We start from the raw sequence: 24,552 nt of genomic DNA on the forward strand, positions 1-24,552 counted from the left end.
TAAGCCCAGCGGGGATGTATTAAAAGGTGATACTGCTTTTTAAAAACCCTCGCACTACGCGGGGGTTTTTTTATGCATAAAAAAAGCGCACAGAGGAATGAGGATGAGCAAACAAGAATATAATGGCTCTGAACTAGTAGTTCAGGCATTAAAAGAGTTAAAGGTAAAATACATATTTGGCTACCCCGGTGGTTCGGTTTTAGACTTATATGATGCACTTTTTCAGCAAGATGATATTGAGCATATATTAGTACGTCATGAACAAGCTGCCACACATATGGCTGATGGTTATGCTCGTGCTACTGGAGACGTTGGTGTTGTACTTGCAACCTCAGGCCCTGGCGCTACAAACTGTATAACGGGTATTGCAACAGCCTACATGGATTCAATTCCTATGGTTGTATTGTCAGGCCAAGTGCCTACAAGTTTAATTGGTGACGATGCATTCCAAGAAACTGATATTGTGGGTTGTTCTCGCCCTATAGTTAAACACAGCTTTAACTGTAGAAGTGCTAAAGAAATCCCAACAATCTTAGCTAAAGCCTTTTATATAGCCAGTACAGGTCGTCCTGGACCTGTTGTAGTTGAGCTTCCTAAAGATATGCTTAACCCTGCTATAAAGTTTGAATACGAATTTCCTAAAACAACAGAGCTAAGAACATACAGCCCTAATACTAAAGGGCATTCAAAACAAATTCGTAAAGCGGTAACAACTATTCTAGAGGCCAAAAAACTGGTTATCTATTCTGGCGGTGGTATTGTTATTTCAAATACGTCAGAGCAATTAACGCATTTAGTTGAGTCGTTAAATGCGCCCATTACCAATACACTAATGGGGCTTGGCGGCATATCAGGTGTGCATCCAAACTTTGTAGGTATGCTAGGCATGCACGGTACGCTTGAGGCTAACAAAGCAATGGCAAACGCCGATGTGATTTTAGCGCTTGGTGCACGATTTGATGACAGGGTAACTAATAACGTTAAAAAGTTTTGTCCAAATGCCACAATTGTTCATGTAGATGTAGATCCAACTTCAATTTCAAAAACAATCAAAGCACACATACCAGTTGTAGGTTGTTTAGCAACCGTACTTGAACAACTACAAACGGGTATTGATAAAAGCCCAATTAAAATAGATCGCAGCGCGCAAGAAGATTGGTGGCGCCAGATTATCAGCTGGCGTGAACAAAAATGTTTAAGCTACAACACAGATGGCGACAAAATTAAGCCACAAGCCGTTATTGAAGCTGTTTATAAAGCCACTAATGGCGATGCTTACGTAAGTTCTGACGTTGGACAGCACCAAATGTTTGCAGCGCAATATTACCCATTTAAGCATCCTCGTCAGTGGATAAATTCTGGCGGCCTAGGCACTATGGGCTTTGGTTTACCTGCTGCTATGGGCGTAAAATTAGCCTTTCCTGATAAAGAATCTGTATGTATTACAGGTGATGGCTCTATTCAAATGAATATTCAAGAGCTATCTACCTGCTTGCAGTACAACCTAGCTGTAAAAGTTGTATCACTCAATAACCGCTCTTTAGGTATGGTACGCCAATGGCAAGATATGGTTTACGGCGGTCGTCATTCATCATCTTACATGGACTCACTGCCTGATTTTGTTAAGTTGGTTGAAAGCTACGGGCATGTGGGTATTAAAGTAAACACACTTGATGAGTTACAACCTGCAATCGATAAAGCTATGAGCATAAACGATCGTTTAGTCTTTTTAGATATTCTTGTAGACGAGAAAGAACATGTATACCCAATGCAAATCAAGTTAGGTGGCATTGATGAGATGTGGTTACGTAAAGGAGTAAAAGCATAATGCGTCGTATTTTATCTATTCTATTAGAAAACGAACCAGGTGCACTGTCGCGTATTGTTGGGCTTTTTTCACAACGTGCATACAACATTGACAGCCTAACTGTTGGCACAACTGATGATCAGTCGTTATCACGTATTACCATTACCACCATGGGTGATGACAGAGTGGTTGAACAGATCACAAAACAAGTTAACAAATTAGTCGACGTGCTTAAAATTATCGATTTAACAGAAATGAGTCACATTGAGCGAGAGTTATTGCTTGTTAAGGTATTTGCTCAAGACGAGACGACTCGTGCAGCGGTTACCCGCGTAGTTGATGTGTTTCAGGGTGTTATTTTAGATATGGGCCGACAAAGCTATAGCCTGCAACTAGTGAGCAGTACAGACAAAATAGAATCGTTTTTAGACACACTTCGCCATGAAACCGATATTATTGAAGTTGTACGTTCTGGTGCTGTTGGTATTGGGCGAGGCGATAAAGCGCTAAAAGCATAACACTCATCTATTAAAGCCGTTATATAGCGGCTTTTTAAACATAAAAAAAAAGAGCTAAATAGCTCTTTTTTTAATTTAATTCGTTAAACCTATTAAGGGTTTACTTGGTCTTTAAGACCTTTACCTGCTTTAAAGCTTGGGATAGTTGCCGCTGCGATTTGGATCTCAGCACCCGTTTGTGGGTTACGGCCAGTGCGAGCTGCACGTTCTTTTACTGAGAAAGTACCAAAACCAACTAATGCTACTGAATCACCTTCTTTTAAAGAAGAAGTTACAGCACCTGTAAACGCGTCAAGAGCACGAGTAGCAGCGGCTTTAGAGATTTCTGCATCAGTAGCAATTTTTTCAACTAATTGAGCTTTATTCATTGTTAGATTCCTATTCGTTATTATTTTGCCTTCGCAAAACCTATCTTTATGCATTTTTAAAGAGTTAGCAACAGCAAATTGCATTTTTTGCTTAAATTCTTAAAAAATGAGTAAAATTTAAATAATTCTCGGTAGAATACAGCGTGTTGGGTTAACAAAGACTTAATTTGAGTACAATTTTGGCGCAAGTTAAGCAACTGGGTAAATAAGCTATATTTTTTCGATAACTAAGGTCACTTCCCCGACCTCGACTCCAAACTTAACAATAGATGTGCGGTTTATCAAGCGCGATTGTGTAACCAGGTACATCCAATCGTCAAAATTCACTTCTAAAGTACTGCCATCGTATGGAAGCTCTACATCATAATTCCAATGAAATACGCTGCCGTCACTTTTGCCTTTTGCTGTACCTATAACATCAGCTGCTGTCCCCGTTAAACTATTGTCTTCATTTAACGTTATTTTCCAGATTCGCTTTTGGGTTTCGCCATCATCATAAACAAAGTCTTCTTCAATAACGCCCTGGTTACCGTCCCAAGTCGCATTCATATCTACGACAAGCTTTCGGGTCAATTCGCCTTTAAAGTCTTGTACAACACCATAGGCTTTCAAATTTCCGCTAAAAAACGTTTTAAAGTCGAAATTTGGCGATGTATTTTTATAATGTTCAACATTTGGTGCCGAACAGCTAATTAAAAGTAGAGCCGAGAGGCTCATAACAGCTGCTTTTAACGTGTTTAATATGTTCATATTAATTCCCTAATAATTGCTTTCGTAATTTTGGCTCAGAGGTTTTTTCATCAAGCCAAATAGCTAAAAAATCACTCGAAAATTGAGGTTCATCAATTTCACCCATTTTTTCATCATTATGATAAAAAGTGCTCATACCTTGCTCATTTGTCACTAATGTTAGTGAGTCACCCTTTTTTATATCAGGCCAAATAGACAACAATTTACTGTCGTATTTGTCTGCCAGCCCTGTTTTTCCAAGATGTTCCCACTGCTCATTTGTTGCTTTTACTATTTCTTTAGCGTCAAAGTCACGTAAATAGGTAAGCTTAAACTTAACAGGATGTGTTCCTGCGCTGTAATTACCTGAAGGGGTAAATAGCACAGCGTCATATACATCCCAAAATAAATACTCCATTCGTGCTTCGCCTACTTTATTAAATTGTGTGTTAGCTAAAACAATTGAAGTGGTAAGCAAATAAAAAGTAACTGCCTTTAGTAAAAATTTCAAAATAAGCTCCCTTTGAGTCAATGGGTAATGTTACGAAATAGAAATTGTGGAAGATCAGCGATTGATGAATAACTTGATTTTTTGGTTTATGAAAAGAATAACAGTAAACACTGTAGACCAAAGCGCCCCGTAAACGAGCCAGAATTGCCATAAAGGTAAACCTAAACTTATTACTTCAAAGCGCGCTCCAGCCCAATAACTTGCTGGCGCAAATGCCATACATACCAAAAAGGCCTGCCAAAGCTTTAATTTACTCAAAAAAACCATTGAGGTATTTAAAGAAAGTAGTAATGCAGCCCATAAAAACACGAGCCATAGAGGGAAGGGATAAACTTTAAATTCTAACAAGCCTAACTTTACCGCTATAAATTCTAACAATAGTGCTAAAGGTAGGGCTTTAATTAATAGTAAGGAGTCTTGTTTTTTCTGCTTTGACAAACAAAACATTAAAACAATAATCAAGCCACTAAAAAGTAGCGAATTGGCTTCAAGCAGCAATGATAAAAACCACACTGCTTGAAATAAAACAAAATTAGTAACCGAGCGCAATATCATCGTTATCACTAGTAAAACGAGGTTTACGCGCCATTAAATGCACCGTACTTGTTGCTCTGGCTCTAAACGCACCTTCACAATAAGCAAAATAAAATAACCATAAACGATAAAAGCGTTCATCAAATTTAGAGCGGTCTAAATCAGGCCAGCTTTTTATAAAACGAGTTCGCCAATCTGCTAATGTTCGTGCGTAGTGAGCGCCAATATCATTAACAGTATGAATAACCATATCGGTATTATTTTTAATCTGCTCACTCATTTCGTTAAGCGATGGCAAACATCCGCCCGGAAAAATATACTGCTGAATAAAGTCAGAGTTTTTTAAGTAGTGCTTATAACGCTGATCGCCAATAGTAATTGCTTGAATAAGCATGGCGCCATCATCTTTTAGGAGCTCACCACACTGAGTGAAAAAGCTCGGCAAATAATCATGACCCACTGCTTCTATCATTTCAATGGAAACAAGCTTGTCGTATTTACCTTTTAGTAGTCTGTAGTCGAGCTTAAGTAATGTTATTTTACTTTCAAGACCAAGCTCAACAATCTTGTTAGCTACATAATCATGTTGCTCATCAGATATGGTTGTTGTTGTTACATGGCAATCGTAATGTGTGGCTGCATATATAGCAAATGCCCCCCACCCTGTACCAATTTCAATTACTGAATCATTTTTTTGAAGCTCAACTTGCTCACAAATGCGTTTAAGCTTGTATTGCTGAGCCTCTTCAAGTGTCGCTTCTTTTGTAGGATATACAGCACTTGAATAAAGCATTTCTTTACTTAAAAATGATTCGTACAAATCATTACCTAAGTCGTAATGAGCAACAATATTTTTCTTAGATCCCGATTCTGAATTTTTGTTTTTTATATGATTAAACCGGTGTGCGATATTACTAAAAAATGCGAATTTTTTTTCAAACTCATCAAGTTGCTTTTCATTTATAGCAAATATCTCAATGAATGAAGTTAAGTTGTCACAAGACCAATGTCCCAAAATATACGCTTCGCCAGCGCCAACGCTCCCAGATAACGCAAACGCTTTATACATAGCTTTATCATTAACTGTTACTGTTGCTTTTAACGCAGACGATACATCACCAAAAACTGTACGCTCATTTCCTTCAATTAAAACAACTTGACCTGTTTCAATTGACGAAAAGGCTTTAGTCACTAATTTTTTATATATATTAGTTAACCAACTAGTGCTTTGTTCGCAATTTAAGCTCGACACTTTATCCATTAAAATACCTATTAATTGTCCTGACTACCTATGTGCTTTATGGCTTACCTGAGTGACCTAAAAAAGGCACTCGCTTTATAAACAACTTTAATGCTTGATAATAAATACCTTTGAAAATAGACCATGTCATGGCCGGAAAACGTTTAAACAACTTATTAATCTCTTCGTTAGTGAGTTTTTTACGTTTCAAGCGAAGTGTTGCATCAAATAATAACTCTTCATTTCGCTTATTTTCAATGTGTATCAATGTTTTATCAGGCGATTGTTTAACATGCCAATGATAGTTCATATCCAGATTCATAAAAGGTGATACGGAAAAAACCTTCTTAAAGTTCACTTTTTTTTCTAAAGGGACTAAATAATAATGACGTTCGTTCCATGGTGTATTACTCACTTCAGCTATCATGTACTTAAAACGGGTGTCGTTGTGGCCAAAAAAGTAAAAATTAACAGGACTAAAATACACACCAAAACAACGAAGCTGCCCTAGCATGTAAATATGAGAAAAGGTTTCAGTAATACCTAAATTGGCAAGTTGATCATGCGCACGCTCAATAAGAGGTCGTTTAGCAAGTTGTGAAGTGTCTTTAAGATAATCAGCTTCATTAAATTTTAACGCTTTTAAGCCTGACGTACCTATGTGTTTATGCACACCATTTAGTTGTTGAGGATTATTTAAATCTACCCACATCATATACAATGGGTAACTAAAACGATGTTCTTTAACAGCAAAACGGCGATGTTTTACATCGCCTAAATACACTGCACTAGTCAAATTCGACCCCAAGTTGCTTGGCTACATCTACACCACTGTGTACGCCATCTTCATGAAAACCATTGTACCAATAAGCACCACAAAAATAACTATTGTTTTGTCCATCAATACTGTGTTTAAGCTTTTGAGCAGCAATTGACTCTTGGTTAAATACAGGATGATGATAAGTAAACTCGCGCAAAATTTTACTTTGGCTTATTCCTTCAAGGTGATTAAGCGTTACACAAAACTGTGTATCCGATTGTATACCTTGCAAAATATTCATTTGGTAAGTAACAACAGCTGCTTTATCAGTGTTGTTATTAAGTAGGTAGTTCCAACTTGCCCATGCCGCTTTTCTATCAGGTAAAAGGTTTGTATCGGTGTGCAGCACAACTGAATTCTCAGTGTAAGCTATTGCACCCAATACTGACTTTTCTTGCTCAGTCGCATCACCAAGTAGTGCAAGCGCCTGATCTGAATGACAAGCAAATATTACTTTATCAAACTTACTTAATTCACCATTGGCAAACTCTATTGTTACTTCATCATTTTGACGCGTAACAGATTTAATATCTGTATTAAGTTTAATTTTATCAGCAAAGCCTCTGATCAGTGGCTTAATATACTGACGAGAGCCACCTGGTACTACATACCACTGTGGTCTATTTGTTACATCTAAAAGGCCATGATTAAAGAAGAACTTAACAAAAAATTCAACGCCTACATTTTCCATTTCTTTAATACTGGTAGACCAAATAGCTGCGCCCATCGGAAGAATATAATGGTATTTAAAAAAGTCATTAAAGTGATTGTCACTAAGCAATTGCCCTAATGATTGATCAGATTGGTAATCATCTTTTTCATGTAGTGCTTTACACAATTTGTTAAACCTAACAATGTCGTACAATAATCGCCAAAACTTAGGTCTAAAAATATTACGACGCTGTGCAAACAGGCTTGTAAACGTATGGCCATTGTATTCAAAGCCAGTGGCTTCGTTATGAACACTAAAGCTCATCTGCGTTGTTTGTTTATCTACACCAATACGCGATAGTAACTTTTCAAAGTATGGGTAAGTTCTGTCATTAAATACAATAAAACCAGTATCTATTGCGTATTTTATGCCGCACACATCAACATCAACCGTTGCAGTGTGGCCACCTATATAATCATTTTTTTCAAATACGGTTACATCGTAATGTTTATGAAGCAAATGCCCACATGTTAAACCAGATACACCAGTTCCTATTATTGCTATTTTTTTCAACGGGCTAATCCTTTTGCGATTTTAAGCCAAATTGGGAGTGGCAAAATACGTAATGCCTTTAATATAAGTGTAAAACGGTACGGAAAGTGAACATCTTTTCGGCGCTTATGTATTCCCTTAATCATATAGTCTGCGGCTTTTTCAGCGGTAACGGCCATAGGCATCGGGAAATCATTTTTATTAGTAAGCGGAGTTTTCACAAAGCCAGGGTGAACTAAAGTCACATCAACATCATCTAAATCAACAGCTAAGCTTTTTGCTAAGTAACTTACACCCGCTTTTGATGCACCATAAGCTTCTGAACGAGGTAGCGCAAGATAGGTAACACTTGAGCTGACCAAAACAAGCTGACCACCTGAATTTATTTTAGGAAGTAGCGCCTCAAGGCAATACCCCATAGAGAGTAAATTTACGTTTATTACACGTTCAAACAATGCACTATCAAAGTTTCGTGCGTCATCTATGTATTCACAGTTACCCGCGTTTAAAATAACACGGTCAAAATGAGGAAAGCCAACTGTCGACTCTTTAATGTCTTGTAGATTAGTTGCGTCAAATTTGCATACTTGAATATTGTCGTATTTAGCAAGCTCAGCGAGCTTTTCACTATTACGTCCACAAGCTATAACAGTGTCTCCCAACTGCGCATATTTAATTGCTAACTGCTCACCAATACCAGAAGTAGCACCCGTTATAAGTGTGATCATAATTAACCTGCCCTTTTATCAATTAGCTTTATAACACTACCAAGTAAAGGAATATGTTTGTACAGCAACTCGCCCACATTAAAGTAGTCTCTGTGCTTGATAATTTTGCCATTTTCAAAAATAAGCTTGCTATGACCTTCTACCGAAATAGTTTTACCTGATGAAAGCTTTGGATGTGCATAGTGCATAGTCCAATAGATAAAAGCATTGTTGCCGCTATCAAACGAATCATTAATATCAAACTGACAATGCTTAACATTGCTATATAAGTTAGCAAAGTACCTGCGCAATTCTACAATGCCGTTAATTGCATGCATTGGGTCTATAAACTGTATGTTGTCACAGTAAATATCACTCAATAAATCAAGATTAGTGCTATCAAGCTGTTGGTATATTTCAACAAATTTATCTACTGGTAACTGGTTATCCATATCACACCTTAAATGCAGCAAGTGCACGTTCTCGTGCCGCTTCATGATCAACTATTGCTGGCCAGTAACATTCCTTATCTTTACCTATTGCGGCTAAATAAGTGTGTGGAAAATGAATGTGTTTATCTGGCACGTTTTCAAGCTCTGGCAAATACTTACGGATAAACTTGCCAGTTGGATCAAAGCGCTCGCTTTGTCTGATAGGGTTAAAAACTCTAAAATAAGGCTGAGCATCACACCCGGTACTTGCAGCCCACTGCCAACCACCATTATTTGAGGCTAAATCGCCATCAATTAGGTGCTGCATAAAAAAGCGCTCACCTTCGCGCCAGTCTATTAATAAATGCTTAGTTAAAAAGCTCGCAACAACCATACGTAAACGATTGTGCATCCAACCGGTTTGCTTTAGTTGTAGCATTGCAGCATCCACTAACGGGTAACCTGTACGCCCTTCACACCATGCTGTAAATTCATTTTCGCTTTTACGCCACACTACGGCGTTATACTTTTCGTTAAAGTTATCACCGCGCGAAAGCTTCGGAAATTCAGCAATTAAATGCCTGTAAAATTCGCGCCAAACAAGCTCGTTAATCCACGTAAACGTTTTACTTTTTGACGTAGTTAAAATATCAGGATAACGCTGCTGAATATTAATAAGCAGCTGTTTTGTGCTCACAATACCAAGTGCTAAATACGGGCTTAAACCTGATGTGCCTTTTACGCTGGGTATATCACGCTGATCATCGTAGCTTGTAAGTTTGTCACATATAAAGTTATCGACCACAGTAGAAAGTGTTTCGTCGTCAACTGGCCACTTATCTGAGCATCCATCACTTTTTAGTAAGCCGCTTTCATCAAATTTTGTTGGCTCAGAAGTTAAAGGCCATTGAGGCAAACTAAAGTGTGTATCTTGATACTGCTTTAACCATGCTCGCTTAAATGGAGTAAACACTTTATACATTTCATTACTTTGGTTTTTAACCGTTCCAACAGGTGCAATTAAATCACCTTCGTACAAAGTAAAAGTAATTGAAAGCTCATCGCATTCGTGCAAAATTGCTTTATCGCGGTTTACTTCATTAAGCTCATATTCTGTATTAGCAATTACGTGTTTTACATCGTTTGCTTTACAAAAGTTAATAAGCTCACGCGTACAATCAGAAAAGCTAGGCGCTTCAATAATATGTAAAGTAATGCCGTAATCAGCAAGCTGATATTGAAGATAAGTAACTCGGCGCTTGAGTAAGTCAATCTGAATAGGCGCAGCTTGGTGCTGTTGCCACTGTTTTTCAGACACAAAAAAAATGGCGTGTTTAGCGCCATTATTTAGCGCTTGAATTAACGCTTCGTTAGAAAAAAGGCGCAAATCGCGCCTAAACCAAAATAATGTATCCATTAAATACCAAATCGTAGTTTTAAATCGTGAGGGTAAGGGTTAAAAAACACTTGTTTTTCAAGGTACTCATTTGGGTGAACCTTCAAATGATGTTTTAACAAGGTAAGTGGTACATACAATGGCACCAAACCTTCGCGGTATTCATCTATCGCATCACGAAGTTCTTGTTTTTCAACCTTCGATAAATCAGTTTTAAAGTAACCTTGTAAATGCATTAGCGTGTTGCAGTTATTTCTGCGAGAAGCTGGCTTTTTAAGACCCGTCATCAACCCTAAAATATATTCATCAGCAACTGCATTTATATCGTCGCCTACATAAGTCCCCAGCAGGTTACCCAAATCACGATAAGCTTGATAGTTATGAGCCATTAACAAGTACTTATACTGAGAGTGAAATTGAGTAAGCTTGTGAACCGTAAGCGGCTCTTGTGCTAATTTTTGCCAGTTTTTAAATACGTAAATTCTCATTACAAAGTTTTCACGTAAATGCATGTCGTTTAAACGTCCGTTTTCTTCACATGGCAATAATGGGTTGTGCTTCATTATTTGCTCAGCAAAAAAACCAACGCCTTCTGAGGTATTACCTGTTCCTGCTTCATTGTATATTTTAATGCGCTCCATACCGCAGCTTGGGCTTTTTGCACAAAATACAAACCCGCTTAATTCTTTAGCTTGTTCAGTTGCAACTTTTTTACCATATTCAGTAAGTTGTTGGCCTACTTCGCCGGTGCCATCTGGGCGGCATACTTTAATAGTATCGCCCACTTTAACTTGGCGAATAGTTGGACGAGGTATCGGTAAACCAACAGCTACTTCCGGACAAAACCGTGTGTATTCAACGTGTTTGCCTAGTTCATCCATACAAAAATTTGACTTTTTATGTCCTGTGTCAAATCTAACTTTTTCGCCTGCTAAGCAGGCGCTTATACCTATTTTTATTATATCTGTGTGCATATATTCTCTTAGTAAATCAAATTACCTATTGGATTTAGTAACTTGCTGAAGCCCTTATTAAAATGTAGCGCACTACTGACAACTGTAAAGCATAAACATCCATCTTTCGTTAAAGGTGTATGTTGATGACTACCATCTTGCCAAATAAAGTCGCCTGGTACGTAATTACCATCTTCATCACTAAACTCACCGTCTAGTAGTAAAGTAACTTCAAATCCGGTATGTGTATGCTCAGGAATTTCGCCACCAGCATCAATATGTAGCAAGCTAGAACGCAGCGCACCATCATCAAGCGAAACGCGAGATCGTGCCAGCTTACCAACTTGTGTAAATTTGCTATGAGAAATACGTGTTAAAGCACGTGGAAGCTGATAGTTATGCTCATTCACTTTAATAGATACAGGCTCTACTTCGTAAACTTCATCAATAGAATCATCAGACATGATCATATCAAGTACGTTTAATTCAAATTCTTCAAGTAAATCAGATTTCTCAGTTTGAGGTTTCTCAAATTGAGCAGGCTCTTCATTAAATAATGCATTTGCATTACTTGCTTCAATTTTAGCTACTTTAGCTTGGCACACAGGGCACATGTCTACGTGAATAGAAACGGCTAAACTCAATGATGTAGCAAGTGATGCATCGCAATACTGTGTCAGTAAAGTTTCACTCGGGTGATGTTTAATCATGCTGATCTCCCATTTCATTACGTAATTTTTGCAAGGCCAAACGTAACCGTGATTTTACCGTGCCTACTGGAATATTAAGTTGATGTGCAAGTTGCTCTTGCGACATATCTTGAAAATAAACGCCTCTTACCACTTCGCGTTGAGCAATTGGTAATTTGTCTAAATAGCGCTTAATTTGTTTATCTTCTAAATGATCACTGTATTCGTGATGCGTATCTTGTGAGTCGTTTAGTAACGGCCAAATATCTTCGCTTATATTTTCTTCTTTATTACTTTTCATTTTACGAAGCATATCGAACGAAGCATTACGCATAACGGTATAAACCCACGTAGTCGCAGCGCCTTTTTCACTATGATACAAATGTGCTTTACGCCAAACAGACGTTAATGTCTCTTGCACAAGCTCCATGGCTTGGGCTTCAACACCAAACTGCTTAATTCCAAAGCGTTTAATTTTTGGCGCAAAGTATTCAAATAAATATGAAAACGCTTTTTTATCGCGTGATTGCGCAACATCTATAAGCGCTTGCATGAGCTCTTTACTCGGCGTTTCTGGCATGGCAGTGTACTTACCTGTATTAGGTTCACAACGTGGTGACTGTTGTTGACTTACCATAATAATTTATCCCGTTATTGCTTTTGTATTAAGTAATACGGGCAATAATTAATTTAGGATCATAAAATTTAGGCAAATTCGTTATTAATCACAGTATGGAGGAAATTCAGTAAGTTATCAAAATTCGTTTCAAACGCAAGTTGCTGTTTTTTCTCAATAGAAACAGGTAGGAGTTCAAGCCAACGTGCTGCAATCCAGGGAAGCTTGTCAAAATGAGTTTTCTTGTACAACAAATTAAGTTCCGGATTACCTTGAAACACGTTTTTAAGCGCATCGTGTAGTAGGTAATGTTCACCAATTTGGTTGTTAGAATCTTTGTACCAATACGGCGTATTACAAGGCGATACCAAGCCATGGCGTAATTCGTCTTCGTCTTGATAAACATCATTAATTTGCACGTTTTGCGATGCAAATACATCAATTAATAATACATCGTTATCGTCTTGGTCAAAATCAATAATATCAACAAGGCAACCTTGCGCGCTTATATTAAAAGGCGTGTCATGCTCAAACGTACAAAGCACAAACCCTGTATTATTTTTTAATGCGGTTTTAACCATATTTAAGTAGCGAGGCTCAAATATGCGTAATCGCGTATAACCTTCAGGTAACATAAAAATGGGTAATGGAAAAATCGCACGTTTCATAAAGTCTACTTATTTCAAACACTCTGCCTTTATTTACGTGCGCTTTTGCTAAGTCGATCAGCTTTGTATGAATCGAATTAATTACCAGCTATATAATTGGCTAAAGATTAAACCAACCTCCCATAGCTTTAAACACTTGAACCGAGTAATAAGCGCTAATCATACTGACTACGGGTGCTAACATTAATGCAAATAATCCAAGTTCACTGCTCATCGTTTTAATCCTTTAAATGATTTATTTTACGTTTTTTATACTAGTGTCAGTATTTTTAAGCGTTGTGCTATCTGTTAAAACGGGCTCATCTAATAACCCCTCTAAAACAGTTTTAGCATCAAAATAAAGCGTTTCCTTTAGTGATTTTTCAAGCTCGATTGTGGTTTGCTTAACATAGCTTGCTACACTTTGAGTTAATATATCAGTTACATCTAGGTCCACCTCTGTTGCGTGTACTTGCGCAGAACCTAATACTAATAAACTTGCCATAGCGATTTTAATTGAATGTTTCATAATGGTATTCCTTGTTTGTGTATTGTTTAGACGTAGTTATATACTCAAGGGTTGTGCCAACATAAAAACAAATCTTAACCAGTTGTAATTAAACAACTTTACACGCATCACTTTAATTTGAAAAATTCATCCCTCGTTAATTTAACCATTTAATTTAATTTTTTGACTACTTTTTAGTTAATAAATAAAAGGGTTTTAATGTATTAATACCGTCACACTAAATACATTTAGCGTTTATAAAAACGTCATATCTAATCGTTAAAATACGCACCACTATAAATAATTTAAAAAGTGCAGTATGACTCTTTCATCACGTCGAAATTTTTTAAAAACCTCAGCAGCAAGCATATTTACCGTCGCAGTATCGAGTGCCATTACAGGTTGTGCTCAAACATTAATAAACAAACCTCTATCGGCTATTGAATTTAAACACGGTGTAGCGAGTGGCGACCCGCTTAGTCATGCTTTAATAATTTGGACACGTGCAACCACTTCTCAATCAAATTTTGAAGTTACTGTTGCTTGGGAACTGGCAAGTGATTCTCAATTTAAAAACATCATTCGCAGCGGGCAAGAACAAACAGATAAAAGCCGAGACTTTACAATAAAAATAGATGTGCAAGAACTTGCTCCAAACACAGAGTACTTTTATCGTTTTATGGGTGTGAATACACAAAGCCCAATTGGCCGGGCTAAAACACTACCAATTAACAATGTTGAACAAATTAAAATGGCTGTTGTGTCGTGCTCAAACTACCCTGCTGGGTACTTTAATGCCTACACAGATGCCGCTAAGCAAAAAGATTTAGATGTGGTCCTGCATTTGGGGGATTACATTTACGAATACCCAATGGGCGGATACGCTACCGAAAATGCTGAAAAAATTGGCCGCCAATTAGCAGCCGATAACAGCGGTGAAATTATTACCCTTAGCGACTATCGTAAACGTTATGCTATTTACAGAACAGACCAAGGCCTTCAAGCACTTCACGCTGCAGCGCCTTTTATCGCAATATGGGATGATCACGAAGTTACTAACGATACCTATAAAAGTGGTGCTGAAAATCATACCCCTGATGAAGGTGATTTTTTTAAGCGTCGCGCAGCAGCTATTCAAGCCTATTACGAATGGCTGCCAATTAGGCCACCTATGGGCGAACAAAGCCCGCAAATATATCGCACCTTCGATTTTGGTAATTTAATAAGCTTACATATGCTAGATACGCGCGTAATAGCACGCGATAAACAACTCGCTTACAGCGACTACAAAAACCCCGAGACTAAGCAAATGGATGTTGCGCGCTTTGTCAGTGATTTAAATAATCCAAAAAGGCATTTACTAGGTAACACACAACTAAACTGGCTCACCAGTGCAATAACAAAATCAAATGCAAAATGGCAAGTATTGGGCCAGCAAGTATTGATGACTAAAATGTGGCTACCTACTGAAATATTCTCGCAATCCGATCGCACTAAAATACCTCAGGTGTTAAAAGAGCTTGTTACCATTAAAAAAGCAGTGTTAGCTCATAAAGCGGTAACACCCGAGCAACTCGCACGCGTAAATACTTTAATGCCTTATAATTTAGATGCGTGGGATGGTTACCCAAGCGAGCGCGAAGCATTATACAAAAGCATTACCGCATTAAATAAAAAGTTAGTCGTGGTTGCAGGTGATACGCACAATGCGTGGCATGGCACATTAAAAAATGCAAAAGGCGAAAGCGTAGGAGTAGAGTTTGCAACACCTGGTGTTACATCCCCGGGTATGGAGCATTATTTAGCGCTTAATACAGCACAAGCAAAGCAAATGGCTGACTCGCTTACATTGCTAATAAACGACTTAAATTATTGTGACTTATCACACCGTGGATATATGTTACTGACTATTACTAAAGAGCAAATCACAACCGATTGGCGCTATATAGATAACATAAACTCTCCAAGCTACAACATTGCTGCTCAACACCAAAGTGTCTATAAGGGCTAACATTTTGTATAAAAAGAGAAGGTAAACACATTATTTACCTTCTCGTTTATTTTATTAAACGCGCTTAATTACAACTATAAAGAAGCGTCCACGAAGCATCACTTCCTGGAAGACTGTTTGTATACCAATTTGCGCTGTATGCATTACCTTGATATTGCATTTTATCGTCGGTGTTATTGTGAGTAAACGAACCACCTGAGTAATCTTTGTTCACCCAATTAGGGTATGCATTAATACCGTTACAATCTGTTGAACTTACAACACTGCATCCATTTGTATCAACACTAGTACCTGCAGGTGTATCTGGGCACTGATCAATATCATCATTCACTCCATCGTTATCCGCATCGCTTTGTGGCTCAACTACTTCAACAACGCAACCTACATTATTAACAGCTTCACCTACTGGTGTATTAGGACATTGATCAACATTATCGCTTATACCATCGGCATCGCTGTCAGTTACTGCACAACCAATACTATCAACCGTTGTACCTGCGGGAGTATTATTGCACTGATCAAGGCTGTTACTTACGCCATCCCCGTCGCTATCTAAATCAACATTGCTACTACCACCACCCCAACCTTGAATGATCTCTTTAACTTTAGAGCCTGACGATGTTAGTGAATTCCAACTACCGCCTGGAGTAAATAACGATGCACCTTCGTTTTTATCGTTTAAAGCCCAGTTAGCGTGGCTAATATTGTTTGTTTTAAAAAATGCCATCCATGCATCGGTTTCATTGATATTAACACCACCATTACCATCAGCATTGACTGTTCCCCACTCTGTAGCAAATAGTGCAATGCCGTTATCGAGTGCTGTTTGTGCTTTATTTCGATACGATTGACCATGCGTGCCAGCATAAAAATGCAGAGTGTAAGCAATATTGGCGCGATCAATTGGGTTTTGTGATGCCACATCAACATCTTGCGACCACGTAGGCGTTCCAACCACAATTAAGTTATCAGGGTCGATTGCTCTAATTTTATCAATAACTGTTTCTGCGTAAGGCTTAATATCGTTAACCCATGAGATTTGTAACGGCTCGTTATAAATTTCATAAATAACATTGTCGTACTGCCCATATTTGGTAGCTACGTCTTCAAAAAAGCGAACTGCAGTTGCTTGATCGGTATGTGCTTCATGGCTATGAAAATCAATAATAACGTACATATCTTCGCTAATAGCTGCGTTTACAACAGTATCAAGACGGCTCATATTGCCCTCCCAATCAAAGTTCAAACTACCACCAGTACTCGTACCATGGCCAATAGCTGCACGAATTAATGTTGCATTAAATTCAGTTTTTGCCTTTGCTACTGTTTCTGCTGTATAAAATTTTTCAGCGCCCCACCCCGTGTTACTCCAAAATAGGCTAGGTCCTGCAAAGCTTGTGTTTTCTCCGCCCGCAAGAATTTGATTCCCACTCACCGTTAACTTTTCAACAGCGGCATTGGCCATTGTTGAGCATCCTAATAATAAAGCTAACGATAAGCTCGCCACTTTAAAATCCTTTCTTTTGTGATTATTTGAACTGTTATTCATCGTATTTCCTTAAATTGAAATTATCAGTCGTCATTGCTTGACGTAATAAATTGATAGCAAACCAATACTTAATAGTTAAACAAAGTTAATTTGGCGAGCAGAAAGTATCATTTATTTATTAACATTAAATGAATAAAAAGGTACAAGGAGAAGGATTTTAATTAACTAAATATCAACAAGTGAGCGATTTAACGAGGTTTGAGGATTTTACTGGGTATATACAGGCATTTACACGATGTTTACATGATGCGGGCAAAAAATCTCGGTTACAAAAAATATGTATAAAAATGAAAAGGCGGTAATAATAATTATTACCGCCATCAATAATAGCTAAATATCAGGGATAAATATGCGGGAAGAAAATTAATAAGCCAACCAAACCGAGTTCTGATTAAGTGGCTTATTTTTTAGTGGGTAGCGCTTTTCTGCCCAAACGGTATGCATCCACCATGCTCAGCACCCAAATTATAATCATTAAAGGTACGTACTTATATTCAGCGAGCTGAGCGCAGGCGTTAGATGGTTGTTGCGCGGCTTTTAAAATGGCCGTAACCGACATGGGGATTTTTCCGTTTACAATTTCATTTGCAGTACACTGTGCAATCGCAAATATATCTTGAAAGGTTAAAATTAAAAGAACAGAGAATACACCCGCAAAAATAGCGCCTATAAGGTGTTTTTTTAAAGAAAAATGCCCCGCTCCAGGATAAACAATGGCGGTAAGTAAAGCAGCTTTTAGATCTTGTTTCATTTTTACCTAATATAAATTCACTTTAACGTGATCACATAAAAAAGCCACTTTGCAGTGGCTCAATTAAAATATCAAGTAGTTAAATGTATTATTGTCCGCCAAACCCGAGAGTTAACTCAATACCAACAAAACGAGGTGCCCCTGCAACAAATGTTGGGTTGCCAAATCCCCCTCCAGTATTACCAGCATCAACTAAATACTCCTTATCTAATAAGTTACTGGCAAAAACACTAACGGCCCAATCATCACCACTTGCAATTCCTAAGCGCGCACTGACTAATCCAAGCCCTGGTTGGCTAATATCTAAGCCTGATATTGGCGCATTTGCTGGTTCAAAAAACACTTCAGAGCGGTAGCTATATATTAAAGAGCTCGTTAAATTAAGTGAGTTCGACAATTCTGTTGAATAAAACAGCCCCGTACTAAATGTCCACTCTGGTTGTAATCTAAATTTATTGCCAGCGAGGTTACCGTTATTACTGTCATCATCTATTTCAGCATCAAGGTAAGCCGCATTGGCAAATATCTCAAACTCATTATTAATTAACGCCCTTACTTCAGCCTCTGCGCCAACATTAGTGGCAGAGCCCGCATCAGCAGAAAACGCAACGCCTTCATCATCCTGTAACGTAACCTGAAAGTTAGAGTAGTCTTGGTAAAATACAGCGACAGAGTAATCTAAACGCCCGTCAAGCGCTTTGCCTTTAATACCGGTTTCGTAGTTCCAAATAATTTCCGCTGGGACTTCAGATATAGAAGCTTCGACATTTCCTTGTTCGTCGTTAGCCGAACTTACTTCAAGTACTTCCGAACGACGCCCTTTTGAAACAGTCGCATACATATTTGTAGTAGGGTTTATTATATAAAGCGCATTAAAACGTGGCAGCCAATCATCATAATCAGCATCGCCATAGAATGTTTCACCATTTGTATCAACCGTAAACAATGGCGCTTGTGTTAAAACACTATTGGGTGCTGCAGAGCTATAACCACTGCGCTTTTCTTCTTTTATATAACGAAGACCCGCTGTTAACTCTAATGCTTCAGTAGTAGCATAAGTTACATCAGCAAACGCTGAGTACGCTTTGTTTTCACCATAGTTTGTAAACTCTAGTGAATATGGCAACTCGTTTACTACACCACCTGTTAATGCTGGCGTTAAAATATTAACGCTACCATCATTATTAATACAAGGAACACCTGAACCCAATACGCCTAAGCAATTTAAAAATATAGACTCCTCTGTACTAAATGGAATACGCTGGCTACCATCTTCTTCAAAGTAACTCACACCAAAAATACTAGTAAACTTATTCTGCGTATAAACAGCGCGTAATTCTTGGCTAAATTGATCGCCCTCAGCAGCTTCTGCAAATTCTAAAAACCATGCTTGCGTACCATCAGCATCAAACACTTCTAAAGAATCAAAATTACGCCCTGCAGTAATTGAGGTGATTGTTAAATCGTTACTTACATCCCAATTTACAGTCAAATTTAAATCGTTAACTGTGCGATCCACACCTAAGTCTTTTTTTCCAAACACAGACTCTGCATACGGACTACCTGGCATTTCAACAAAGCTATATGGACTTATATCACCACCGGTTGGTGCATAAAGCCCATTTTTAAAAGATGTACCCGAGTCATCATTTTTTTCATACGTATACACCAAATCAATCGTTACATCGTCACTAGGTGTAATACGTAAAGACGGACGATAAGAAAAACGCTCAATAGCATGCATATCATCTTGCTTAAACCCAGCCGGATTTTGGGAGTTACTATCTCCTGCAATATTTTTTATAAACCCATCACGTTCACGATAAGTAAAAGCAACACGGCCTTGCAATAAATCATTGCCACCCGTTACAAAGCCACTAGCACCTTTGGCCGAGTAATTACCAACGGATGCTTTTAATTGAGCCGAAAAATCTTTTTCTGGTTTACGTGTTGCTACACTAATAGCACCTACAGAAGCTGCTGTTCCAAACAGTGTCGCTTGTGGTCCCTTAACAACTTCAATCCCTTCTACATCAAAAAGCTCAAAGTATGAGCCACGAGAGCGTGATACATCTGCTCCGTTATAATAAATAGACACACGAGGGGATGATTGAGACGACCCACTATCAGACGTAATACCACGAATTACAAAGCCCGGGTTGTTAGGGCTTTGCTCTTGAATAACAAGCCCTGGTGTTATTTCAGATAAAGTGTCTAGTTCACCTATACCCAAGCTTTCTAAAAAGTCGCCATCGTAGGCGCTTATTGTTACGGGCACATCTTGTATTGATTGCGCACGCTTTTGAGCAACAACCACTATTTCATCAAGTTCTTTATTTATGGTTTGATCTGCAAAACTATTTGTTGATGTAACGCAAATCATCGCCACAGACAATTTAGTAAGTTTAAGAAAAGGCCGTGTTGTTAATTTATTTTTCATGTTTTTCACTGTTCGTCCGGTTAATTGTTTTTAGGAATTACCAGTAATCTAACGAACTATTACGACTTTTTTACGTCTTATTAATTACGCATTGGTTAAATTGATGTTTCAACTTTATGAAAAACAATAAATTATTGTATTCATATAAAAATTATAATATTGAAAAACTCAGCGTACACTTGTACACTAAAATTCATTCAAATAGTGGTAGGATCTGTTATGTCGTTAGAAGCGCCCTATTCTAAAAAAGAAGAACAACTAAACGTAATTAGCCATGCACTTGGTATTGTATTTGCCGCATTTGTTATGTGGGATTTATTTAGCCAAGCCACCAGCACTAAAGCGTATGTAAGTACTGTAATTTATGGCAGCAGTCTATTTGTACTGTTTTTGTCGTCCACTTTGTACCATGCCAGTATTCAACCGCGCTTAAGAGCCTTTTATAAAAAGTGCGATCACTGCGCCATATACTTATTAATTGCCGGCACCTACACTCCCTTTTTATTAATCTCATTAACTGGTGCTTGGTCATGGGCCACACTTACATTTATTTGGGCGGTGGCACTAGCAGGCGTTGCGTACAAAGTATTTGTAAAAAACGGTAATAAAAAAATATCGCTCGCCACCTACTTGCTCATGGGTTGGTTTGCACTGGCTATAGTGTATCCACTTTATTCTAGTGTTGATGTAAAAGCACTTTACTGGCTACTTGCCGGCGGCATTTTTTATAGTTTAGGTACATTATTTTACAGCGCTAAAAGCACCCAATTTAGCCACGCTATTTGGCACTTATTTGTTATTGCTGGGTGTGTTTGCCATTATATTTCAATTAGCAATTACGTTTATTGATAACGACTTAAAGTGCACAACAAGCAGCACATCGAAATATTTAGAGGATCACATATGTAAAATCGATATAAAGTCAGGCTCTATATCGATTTAAAATACACTAAATTATATAAATTCAAAAATAATGAGGTCTTTACCCAGCATTATCAACTTTTAAAACCAAAGCAAATCGACCGTCTTTATGTGTAAAACCCCAAACAGAGTTATTGTTATAGTTATAACCCCACAAATAAGTCCCACAACTGCTGCTTACATCACTTGGGGCACTACCAGCACCCGATTGAAACATAACGCTAAAGTCATCCGAGTAAGAGGTAGCAGTAAAGCAGTTTTCATCTAAAAACGCGTCCCAAACACCCGTTTCTTCATTGTATCGACCAATAGTTAAAGTAGATAAATCAACGCCTTCGGGAGCTGTTATTGCAATCGCCATTGCATCAGCGTCATCTTCAGCGGTGATCACACCATCTCGAATAACATTTGTTGGATTATCGGTTTCCACTGCATCTTTATCAAAAAACAACTCTGAAGGAGAGCTGGTTTGCACAAATCCGTTTGTGTTTTTATATGAGCCATCTTGGTTTAAATTACCATTAATGTACAAAATATCAGATACAGTTGTAGCATCCTCGTCAGTAAACCAGCTTAATGACAACAATTCATTCATTGCTTGCTCTTCTCGAGGAATACTATAAGCATCAGCAAAGATTGTATATTCCCCTTTACCTGTCCCTAAATCATCTTGATAGTTTGTATCAACGCCCACCTGCTTTTTATCTTGGGTATCGGTAGTTAACATTTCAACACTGTTATACGTTAAATTAAAACCATCTAAAATAGCCGCTTGCGTACCAATATAACCGGCTTCATCAGGTGTTTTTGTTGTTGCCCAATAAGATTCGTAAGGAGAAACAACACGCTGTAGCGCATCGCTCGTATAGCTTGCACTATCACCTACACTCCATTCAATAGGGATAATTTCTTCAATGGTTTTGCCTGCTGAATCAACATCATATTGCACCCAAGCATTTTGAGGTTCATCCCAATATGTACCCATGTTCATATCTGCTTCTGAGAAATTAACCGGTGCATAATAGTTTTTAAACGTAATTTGACGACCATTAACTTCAACAATCACGAATGATATTTTGTTTGATTTTTCATACTTAGTTAAATCTTTAGTGTACTGACTATTTGTTCCTTCGTAGTCACCTACTTGAGCAAAATTATCCTGCGCTAAACCCGTTTCATATTTATCATGAATACCATAACGATTGTTGTACGCTTTCCAAGATGCATTACCAGCAACAATTTGCGTAAAGCCAACAGATGGATTCGAATTATCTGGATGAATTAAGCTACGAGAGTATTGATGATCGTGGCCAGCAATATAGTTAACTTTATATTCACTCAATAAATTAAGGACGTTATCCATTAAGCCAGGTGAAGACTCATCTTGCAGCTGTAAATAACCTAATTGACCAGTATCAAGCCCTAATATGCCTGGCTCAGTTTCATCCTCATCTCCACTTGTTCCATCGCTTTTTAACGAACTAATATAGTCAAAATATTCATCATAATTATAAACAGACGGACGCTTTTTAGTTGATAAAGCTTCGTGACCAAACATTACAATATGATCAACGGTAGTCCCTTTTGTTTCTAAAACATTTTTTAACCAATCGTAAATAAGAAGCCAAGTACCTTCATAGTTAACAGACACTAAATCACTGGCATAAAAGTCTATAGCAATAAATAGTGTATTGTTTTGAACTGTATAGTACATAAGATCTTCAATACCTTCGTAACCCACTATTTCGCCGCTTTCTAGCCCTTTGCTTAACAGTTTTCCTGGGTATTGTTGATACAAATTGTACCCTTGATCGAATTCCTGTGAATCCGCATCGGTATATGCATCAATACCATTATCCATATTATTTACAGAGCGATTGTCTGTCGTATCCACAGAAGTAGTAAACCAACTTAGCCAATCATAACCATCTACAATTTCGTGATTACCACGCACAGGTAAAACAGTCATTCCGGCTTCAGTTAAAGGCGTGCCAACCTTATTCATCCATTCAACATATTCATTTTCTGTGCGTACATCGGTCATATCACCTACTGCGAGTACAACTGAAACTCCCTCTTCTTTTATCTTAGAAACAATAGGGTCAACTAATAAAGCGGGAAGGTGTTTAAAATCATAAGGCGTATCTGAACGTTCGCTACTTGCAATTTCGACCGGCACGCCGCCAGCAACAAGCGGATCTCCATTTTCATCAACAAAAATAGCATTATAAGGGTCAGATACGTCAATCTTCCAACCTTCACCATCAAAAATGTCATCATTATTAACGTCATAACCAATATCGACAGATAACGTTAAACCATCGTAGGTATGTGTAATTGTTTGTTTATAATCATCATCATCTCGACCTTGAGTATCGGGTATAACCGCAAAGCGCCAAACATTATCACTATTATTTTCTGCAAGTTTATTAGCTCCTTGCGTCACCGTAGTACTTACAGTAGTACTTACCGTACTTTCATTTTCAACTTGATCAGAATTTTCTGTTGAATCTAAATTATCAGAACCACATGCAAAAAGAGCATTGGAAATAACAACTATTAAAGCGGTTTTGCTTAAAGCCTTCATTAGGGTATTTACCTATTATTTAATTATAATTTTATGGCAACTTAGCTTCACAGCAGCCAAATAGAAATAAAGTAAATAAGGTACAGGGGAAATATTACAATTTTATAGAAATTAACGTGATATAGACCTGAAATGAAAATTATTAATTTGGGGACAATAAGGAATACGCAAACAAATTAAACAACAATTAAGCAAGACAACCACACCAAAATTTAGGATAGGTGAAATTGTTAATTTGCCGTTATGATAACTAAATTCGAATTTATTTGGTCTGTTCGTCTCGTAGGATAGATACTAGTCACTTGTATGGTGCGAAAGCACGTACTATCGATGGAAAACCAGAGCTTGAAAAAAATTGAGTTCCACGAATGGAATGGTAAAGGAGTTCCATCTGGATTCTTCAGACAAGAAGATGCTTAATTGCCTACATAGAGGTGCGCTACGGCACCTCTATTCTTTGATTTGCTAAACACTACCTTCTAGGTGACTTGCATAACCAGATTAAAAGTCTATCTTATCAAGCCACTCGACATGCTTTGTACGTTCTTCTTGCTGCCATTTCAAATTCCAAACCCAATTATCCGCTCTTGGTGAACAATCAGAGCACTTATCACA

The 24,552-nt window shown here is 37.9% G+C and carries 23 protein-coding genes; 4 read left to right on the forward strand and 19 right to left on the reverse strand.

The features are described from left to right. The first annotated feature begins 103 nt into the window (after positions 1–103). Together I6F43_RS00845 and ilvN are read left to right on the forward strand one after the other, a co-directional pair. Positions 104–1,828, forward strand: a complete 1,725-nt coding sequence (locus tag I6F43_RS00845; RefSeq protein WP_010552970.1) for an acetolactate synthase 3 large subunit — start codon at positions 104–106, stop codon at positions 1,826–1,828. Next, positions 1,828–2,325 (forward strand): acetolactate synthase small subunit, encoded by a 498-nt coding sequence (gene ilvN, locus I6F43_RS00850; protein ID WP_007580691.1) that lies wholly within the window; start codon positions 1,828–1,830, stop codon positions 2,323–2,325. The genes I6F43_RS00845 and ilvN overlap by 1 nt, the downstream gene beginning before the upstream one ends. Positions 2,326–2,417: 92 nt before the next feature. Here ilvN and I6F43_RS00855 read toward each other — a convergent pair whose 3' ends face one another. From I6F43_RS00855 to I6F43_RS00925, 15 genes are all read right to left on the reverse strand, one after another. Further along, on the reverse strand, positions 2,418–2,693 hold the full coding sequence (locus I6F43_RS00855) for an HU family DNA-binding protein (protein WP_002962474.1): 276 nt from the start codon (positions 2,691–2,693) through the stop codon (positions 2,418–2,420). 210 nt (positions 2,694–2,903) lie between these two features. Next, the gene (locus tag I6F43_RS00860) at positions 2,904–3,443 is read right to left on the reverse strand and encodes a DUF3833 domain-containing protein (protein WP_010552971.1); all 540 of its coding nucleotides are present in this window, start codon (positions 3,441–3,443) and stop codon (positions 2,904–2,906) included. 1 nt (position 3,444) lies between these two features. Further along, positions 3,445–3,933 carry a chalcone isomerase family protein gene (locus I6F43_RS00865; RefSeq protein WP_010552972.1) on the reverse strand — a complete coding sequence of 163 codons (489 nt, stop codon included), beginning with the start codon at positions 3,931–3,933 and terminating at the stop codon, positions 3,445–3,447. A gap of 54 nt (positions 3,934–3,987) precedes the next feature. Next, positions 3,988–4,488: a DUF2878 domain-containing protein gene (locus I6F43_RS00870; protein ID WP_007580697.1), complete on the reverse strand. Its 501-nt coding sequence runs from the start codon at positions 4,486–4,488 to the stop codon at positions 3,988–3,990. After that, positions 4,466–5,728 carry an SAM-dependent methyltransferase gene (locus I6F43_RS00875; RefSeq protein ID WP_165735776.1) on the reverse strand — a complete coding sequence of 421 codons (1,263 nt, stop codon included), beginning with the start codon at positions 5,726–5,728 and terminating at the stop codon, positions 4,466–4,468. Before I6F43_RS00875 ends, I6F43_RS00870 begins: the two co-directional genes overlap by 23 nt. A 37-nt stretch (positions 5,729–5,765) precedes the next feature. Then, on the reverse strand, positions 5,766–6,503 hold the full coding sequence (locus I6F43_RS00880; RefSeq protein ID WP_197100494.1) for a DUF1365 domain-containing protein: 738 nt from the start codon (positions 6,501–6,503) through the stop codon (positions 5,766–5,768). After that, entirely contained in the window at positions 6,496–7,752 is a 1,257-nt protein-coding gene (locus I6F43_RS00885; RefSeq protein WP_007580703.1) for an NAD(P)/FAD-dependent oxidoreductase, read from the reverse strand. The genes I6F43_RS00880 and I6F43_RS00885 overlap by 8 nt, the downstream gene beginning before the upstream one ends. Beyond that, positions 7,749–8,459, reverse strand: coding sequence for an SDR family NAD(P)-dependent oxidoreductase (locus I6F43_RS00890; RefSeq protein WP_197100496.1), 711 nt, complete (start codon positions 8,457–8,459; stop codon positions 7,749–7,751). The genes I6F43_RS00885 and I6F43_RS00890 overlap by 4 nt, the downstream gene beginning before the upstream one ends. Before the next feature lie 2 nt (positions 8,460–8,461). After that, positions 8,462–8,890 (reverse strand): nuclear transport factor 2 family protein, encoded by a 429-nt coding sequence (locus I6F43_RS00895; protein ID WP_197100498.1) that lies wholly within the window; start codon positions 8,888–8,890, stop codon positions 8,462–8,464. A 1-nt stretch (position 8,891) separates the two neighbouring features. After that, positions 8,892–10,286 carry a deoxyribodipyrimidine photo-lyase gene (phrB, locus tag I6F43_RS00900; protein ID WP_197100500.1) on the reverse strand — a complete coding sequence of 465 codons (1,395 nt, stop codon included), beginning with the start codon at positions 10,284–10,286 and terminating at the stop codon, positions 8,892–8,894. Continuing rightward, positions 10,286–11,239 carry a YbgA family protein gene (locus I6F43_RS00905; RefSeq protein WP_024591090.1) on the reverse strand — a complete coding sequence of 318 codons (954 nt, stop codon included), beginning with the start codon at positions 11,237–11,239 and terminating at the stop codon, positions 10,286–10,288. Before I6F43_RS00905 ends, phrB begins: the two co-directional genes overlap by 1 nt. A gap of 8 nt (positions 11,240–11,247) precedes the next feature. After that, positions 11,248–11,928, reverse strand: a complete 681-nt coding sequence (locus I6F43_RS00910) for a ChrR family anti-sigma-E factor (protein ID WP_197100502.1) — start codon at positions 11,926–11,928, stop codon at positions 11,248–11,250. Further along, positions 11,921–12,544 carry a sigma-70 family RNA polymerase sigma factor gene (locus I6F43_RS00915; RefSeq protein ID WP_010552978.1) on the reverse strand — a complete coding sequence of 208 codons (624 nt, stop codon included), beginning with the start codon at positions 12,542–12,544 and terminating at the stop codon, positions 11,921–11,923. Before I6F43_RS00915 ends, I6F43_RS00910 begins: the two co-directional genes overlap by 8 nt. A 68-nt stretch (positions 12,545–12,612) precedes the next feature. Next, complete coding sequence (locus tag I6F43_RS00920) at positions 12,613–13,191, reverse strand: LON peptidase substrate-binding domain-containing protein (protein ID WP_024591092.1); 579 nt, start codon at positions 13,189–13,191, stop codon at positions 12,613–12,615. Between the two features lie 235 nt (positions 13,192–13,426). Beyond that, positions 13,427–13,699 (reverse strand): hypothetical protein, encoded by a 273-nt coding sequence (locus I6F43_RS00925; protein WP_007580717.1) that lies wholly within the window; start codon positions 13,697–13,699, stop codon positions 13,427–13,429. A 298-nt stretch (positions 13,700–13,997) separates the two neighbouring features. Here I6F43_RS00925 and I6F43_RS00930 point away from each other — a divergent pair, with 298 nt between their 5' ends. Continuing rightward, positions 13,998–15,689, forward strand: coding sequence for an alkaline phosphatase D family protein (locus tag I6F43_RS00930; RefSeq protein ID WP_197100504.1), 1,692 nt, complete (start codon positions 13,998–14,000; stop codon positions 15,687–15,689). A gap of 64 nt (positions 15,690–15,753) precedes the next feature. On the opposite strand, the gene I6F43_RS00935 is transcribed toward I6F43_RS00930, so the two are convergent. From I6F43_RS00935 to I6F43_RS00945, 3 genes are all read right to left on the reverse strand, one after another. Continuing rightward, positions 15,754–17,238 carry a cellulase family glycosylhydrolase gene (locus tag I6F43_RS00935; RefSeq protein ID WP_197100506.1) on the reverse strand — a complete coding sequence of 495 codons (1,485 nt, stop codon included), beginning with the start codon at positions 17,236–17,238 and terminating at the stop codon, positions 15,754–15,756. A gap of 400 nt (positions 17,239–17,638) precedes the next feature. After that, on the reverse strand, positions 17,639–17,989 hold the full coding sequence (locus I6F43_RS00940) for a hypothetical protein (protein WP_197100508.1): 351 nt from the start codon (positions 17,987–17,989) through the stop codon (positions 17,639–17,641). Positions 17,990–18,077: 88 nt separating this feature from the next. Continuing rightward, entirely contained in the window at positions 18,078–20,429 is a 2,352-nt protein-coding gene (locus I6F43_RS00945; protein ID WP_197100509.1) for a TonB-dependent receptor, read from the reverse strand. Positions 20,430–20,648: 219 nt separating this feature from the next. Between I6F43_RS00945 and trhA the strand changes: the two genes are divergently transcribed. After that, on the forward strand, positions 20,649–21,278 hold the full coding sequence (gene trhA / locus I6F43_RS00950) for a PAQR family membrane homeostasis protein TrhA (RefSeq protein WP_024591098.1): 630 nt from the start codon (positions 20,649–20,651) through the stop codon (positions 21,276–21,278). A 133-nt stretch (positions 21,279–21,411) separates the two neighbouring features. Here the strand turns inward: trhA and I6F43_RS00955 are convergent, their stop codons facing one another. Then, positions 21,412–23,937 (reverse strand): metallophosphoesterase family protein, encoded by a 2,526-nt coding sequence (locus I6F43_RS00955; RefSeq protein WP_197100511.1) that lies wholly within the window; start codon positions 23,935–23,937, stop codon positions 21,412–21,414. Positions 23,938–24,552: the final 615 nt, after the last annotated feature.

The organism is Pseudoalteromonas sp. NZS71_1 (assembly GCF_015864305.1).
Taxonomy (GTDB): Bacteria; Pseudomonadota; Gammaproteobacteria; order Enterobacterales; family Alteromonadaceae; genus Pseudoalteromonas; species Pseudoalteromonas arctica.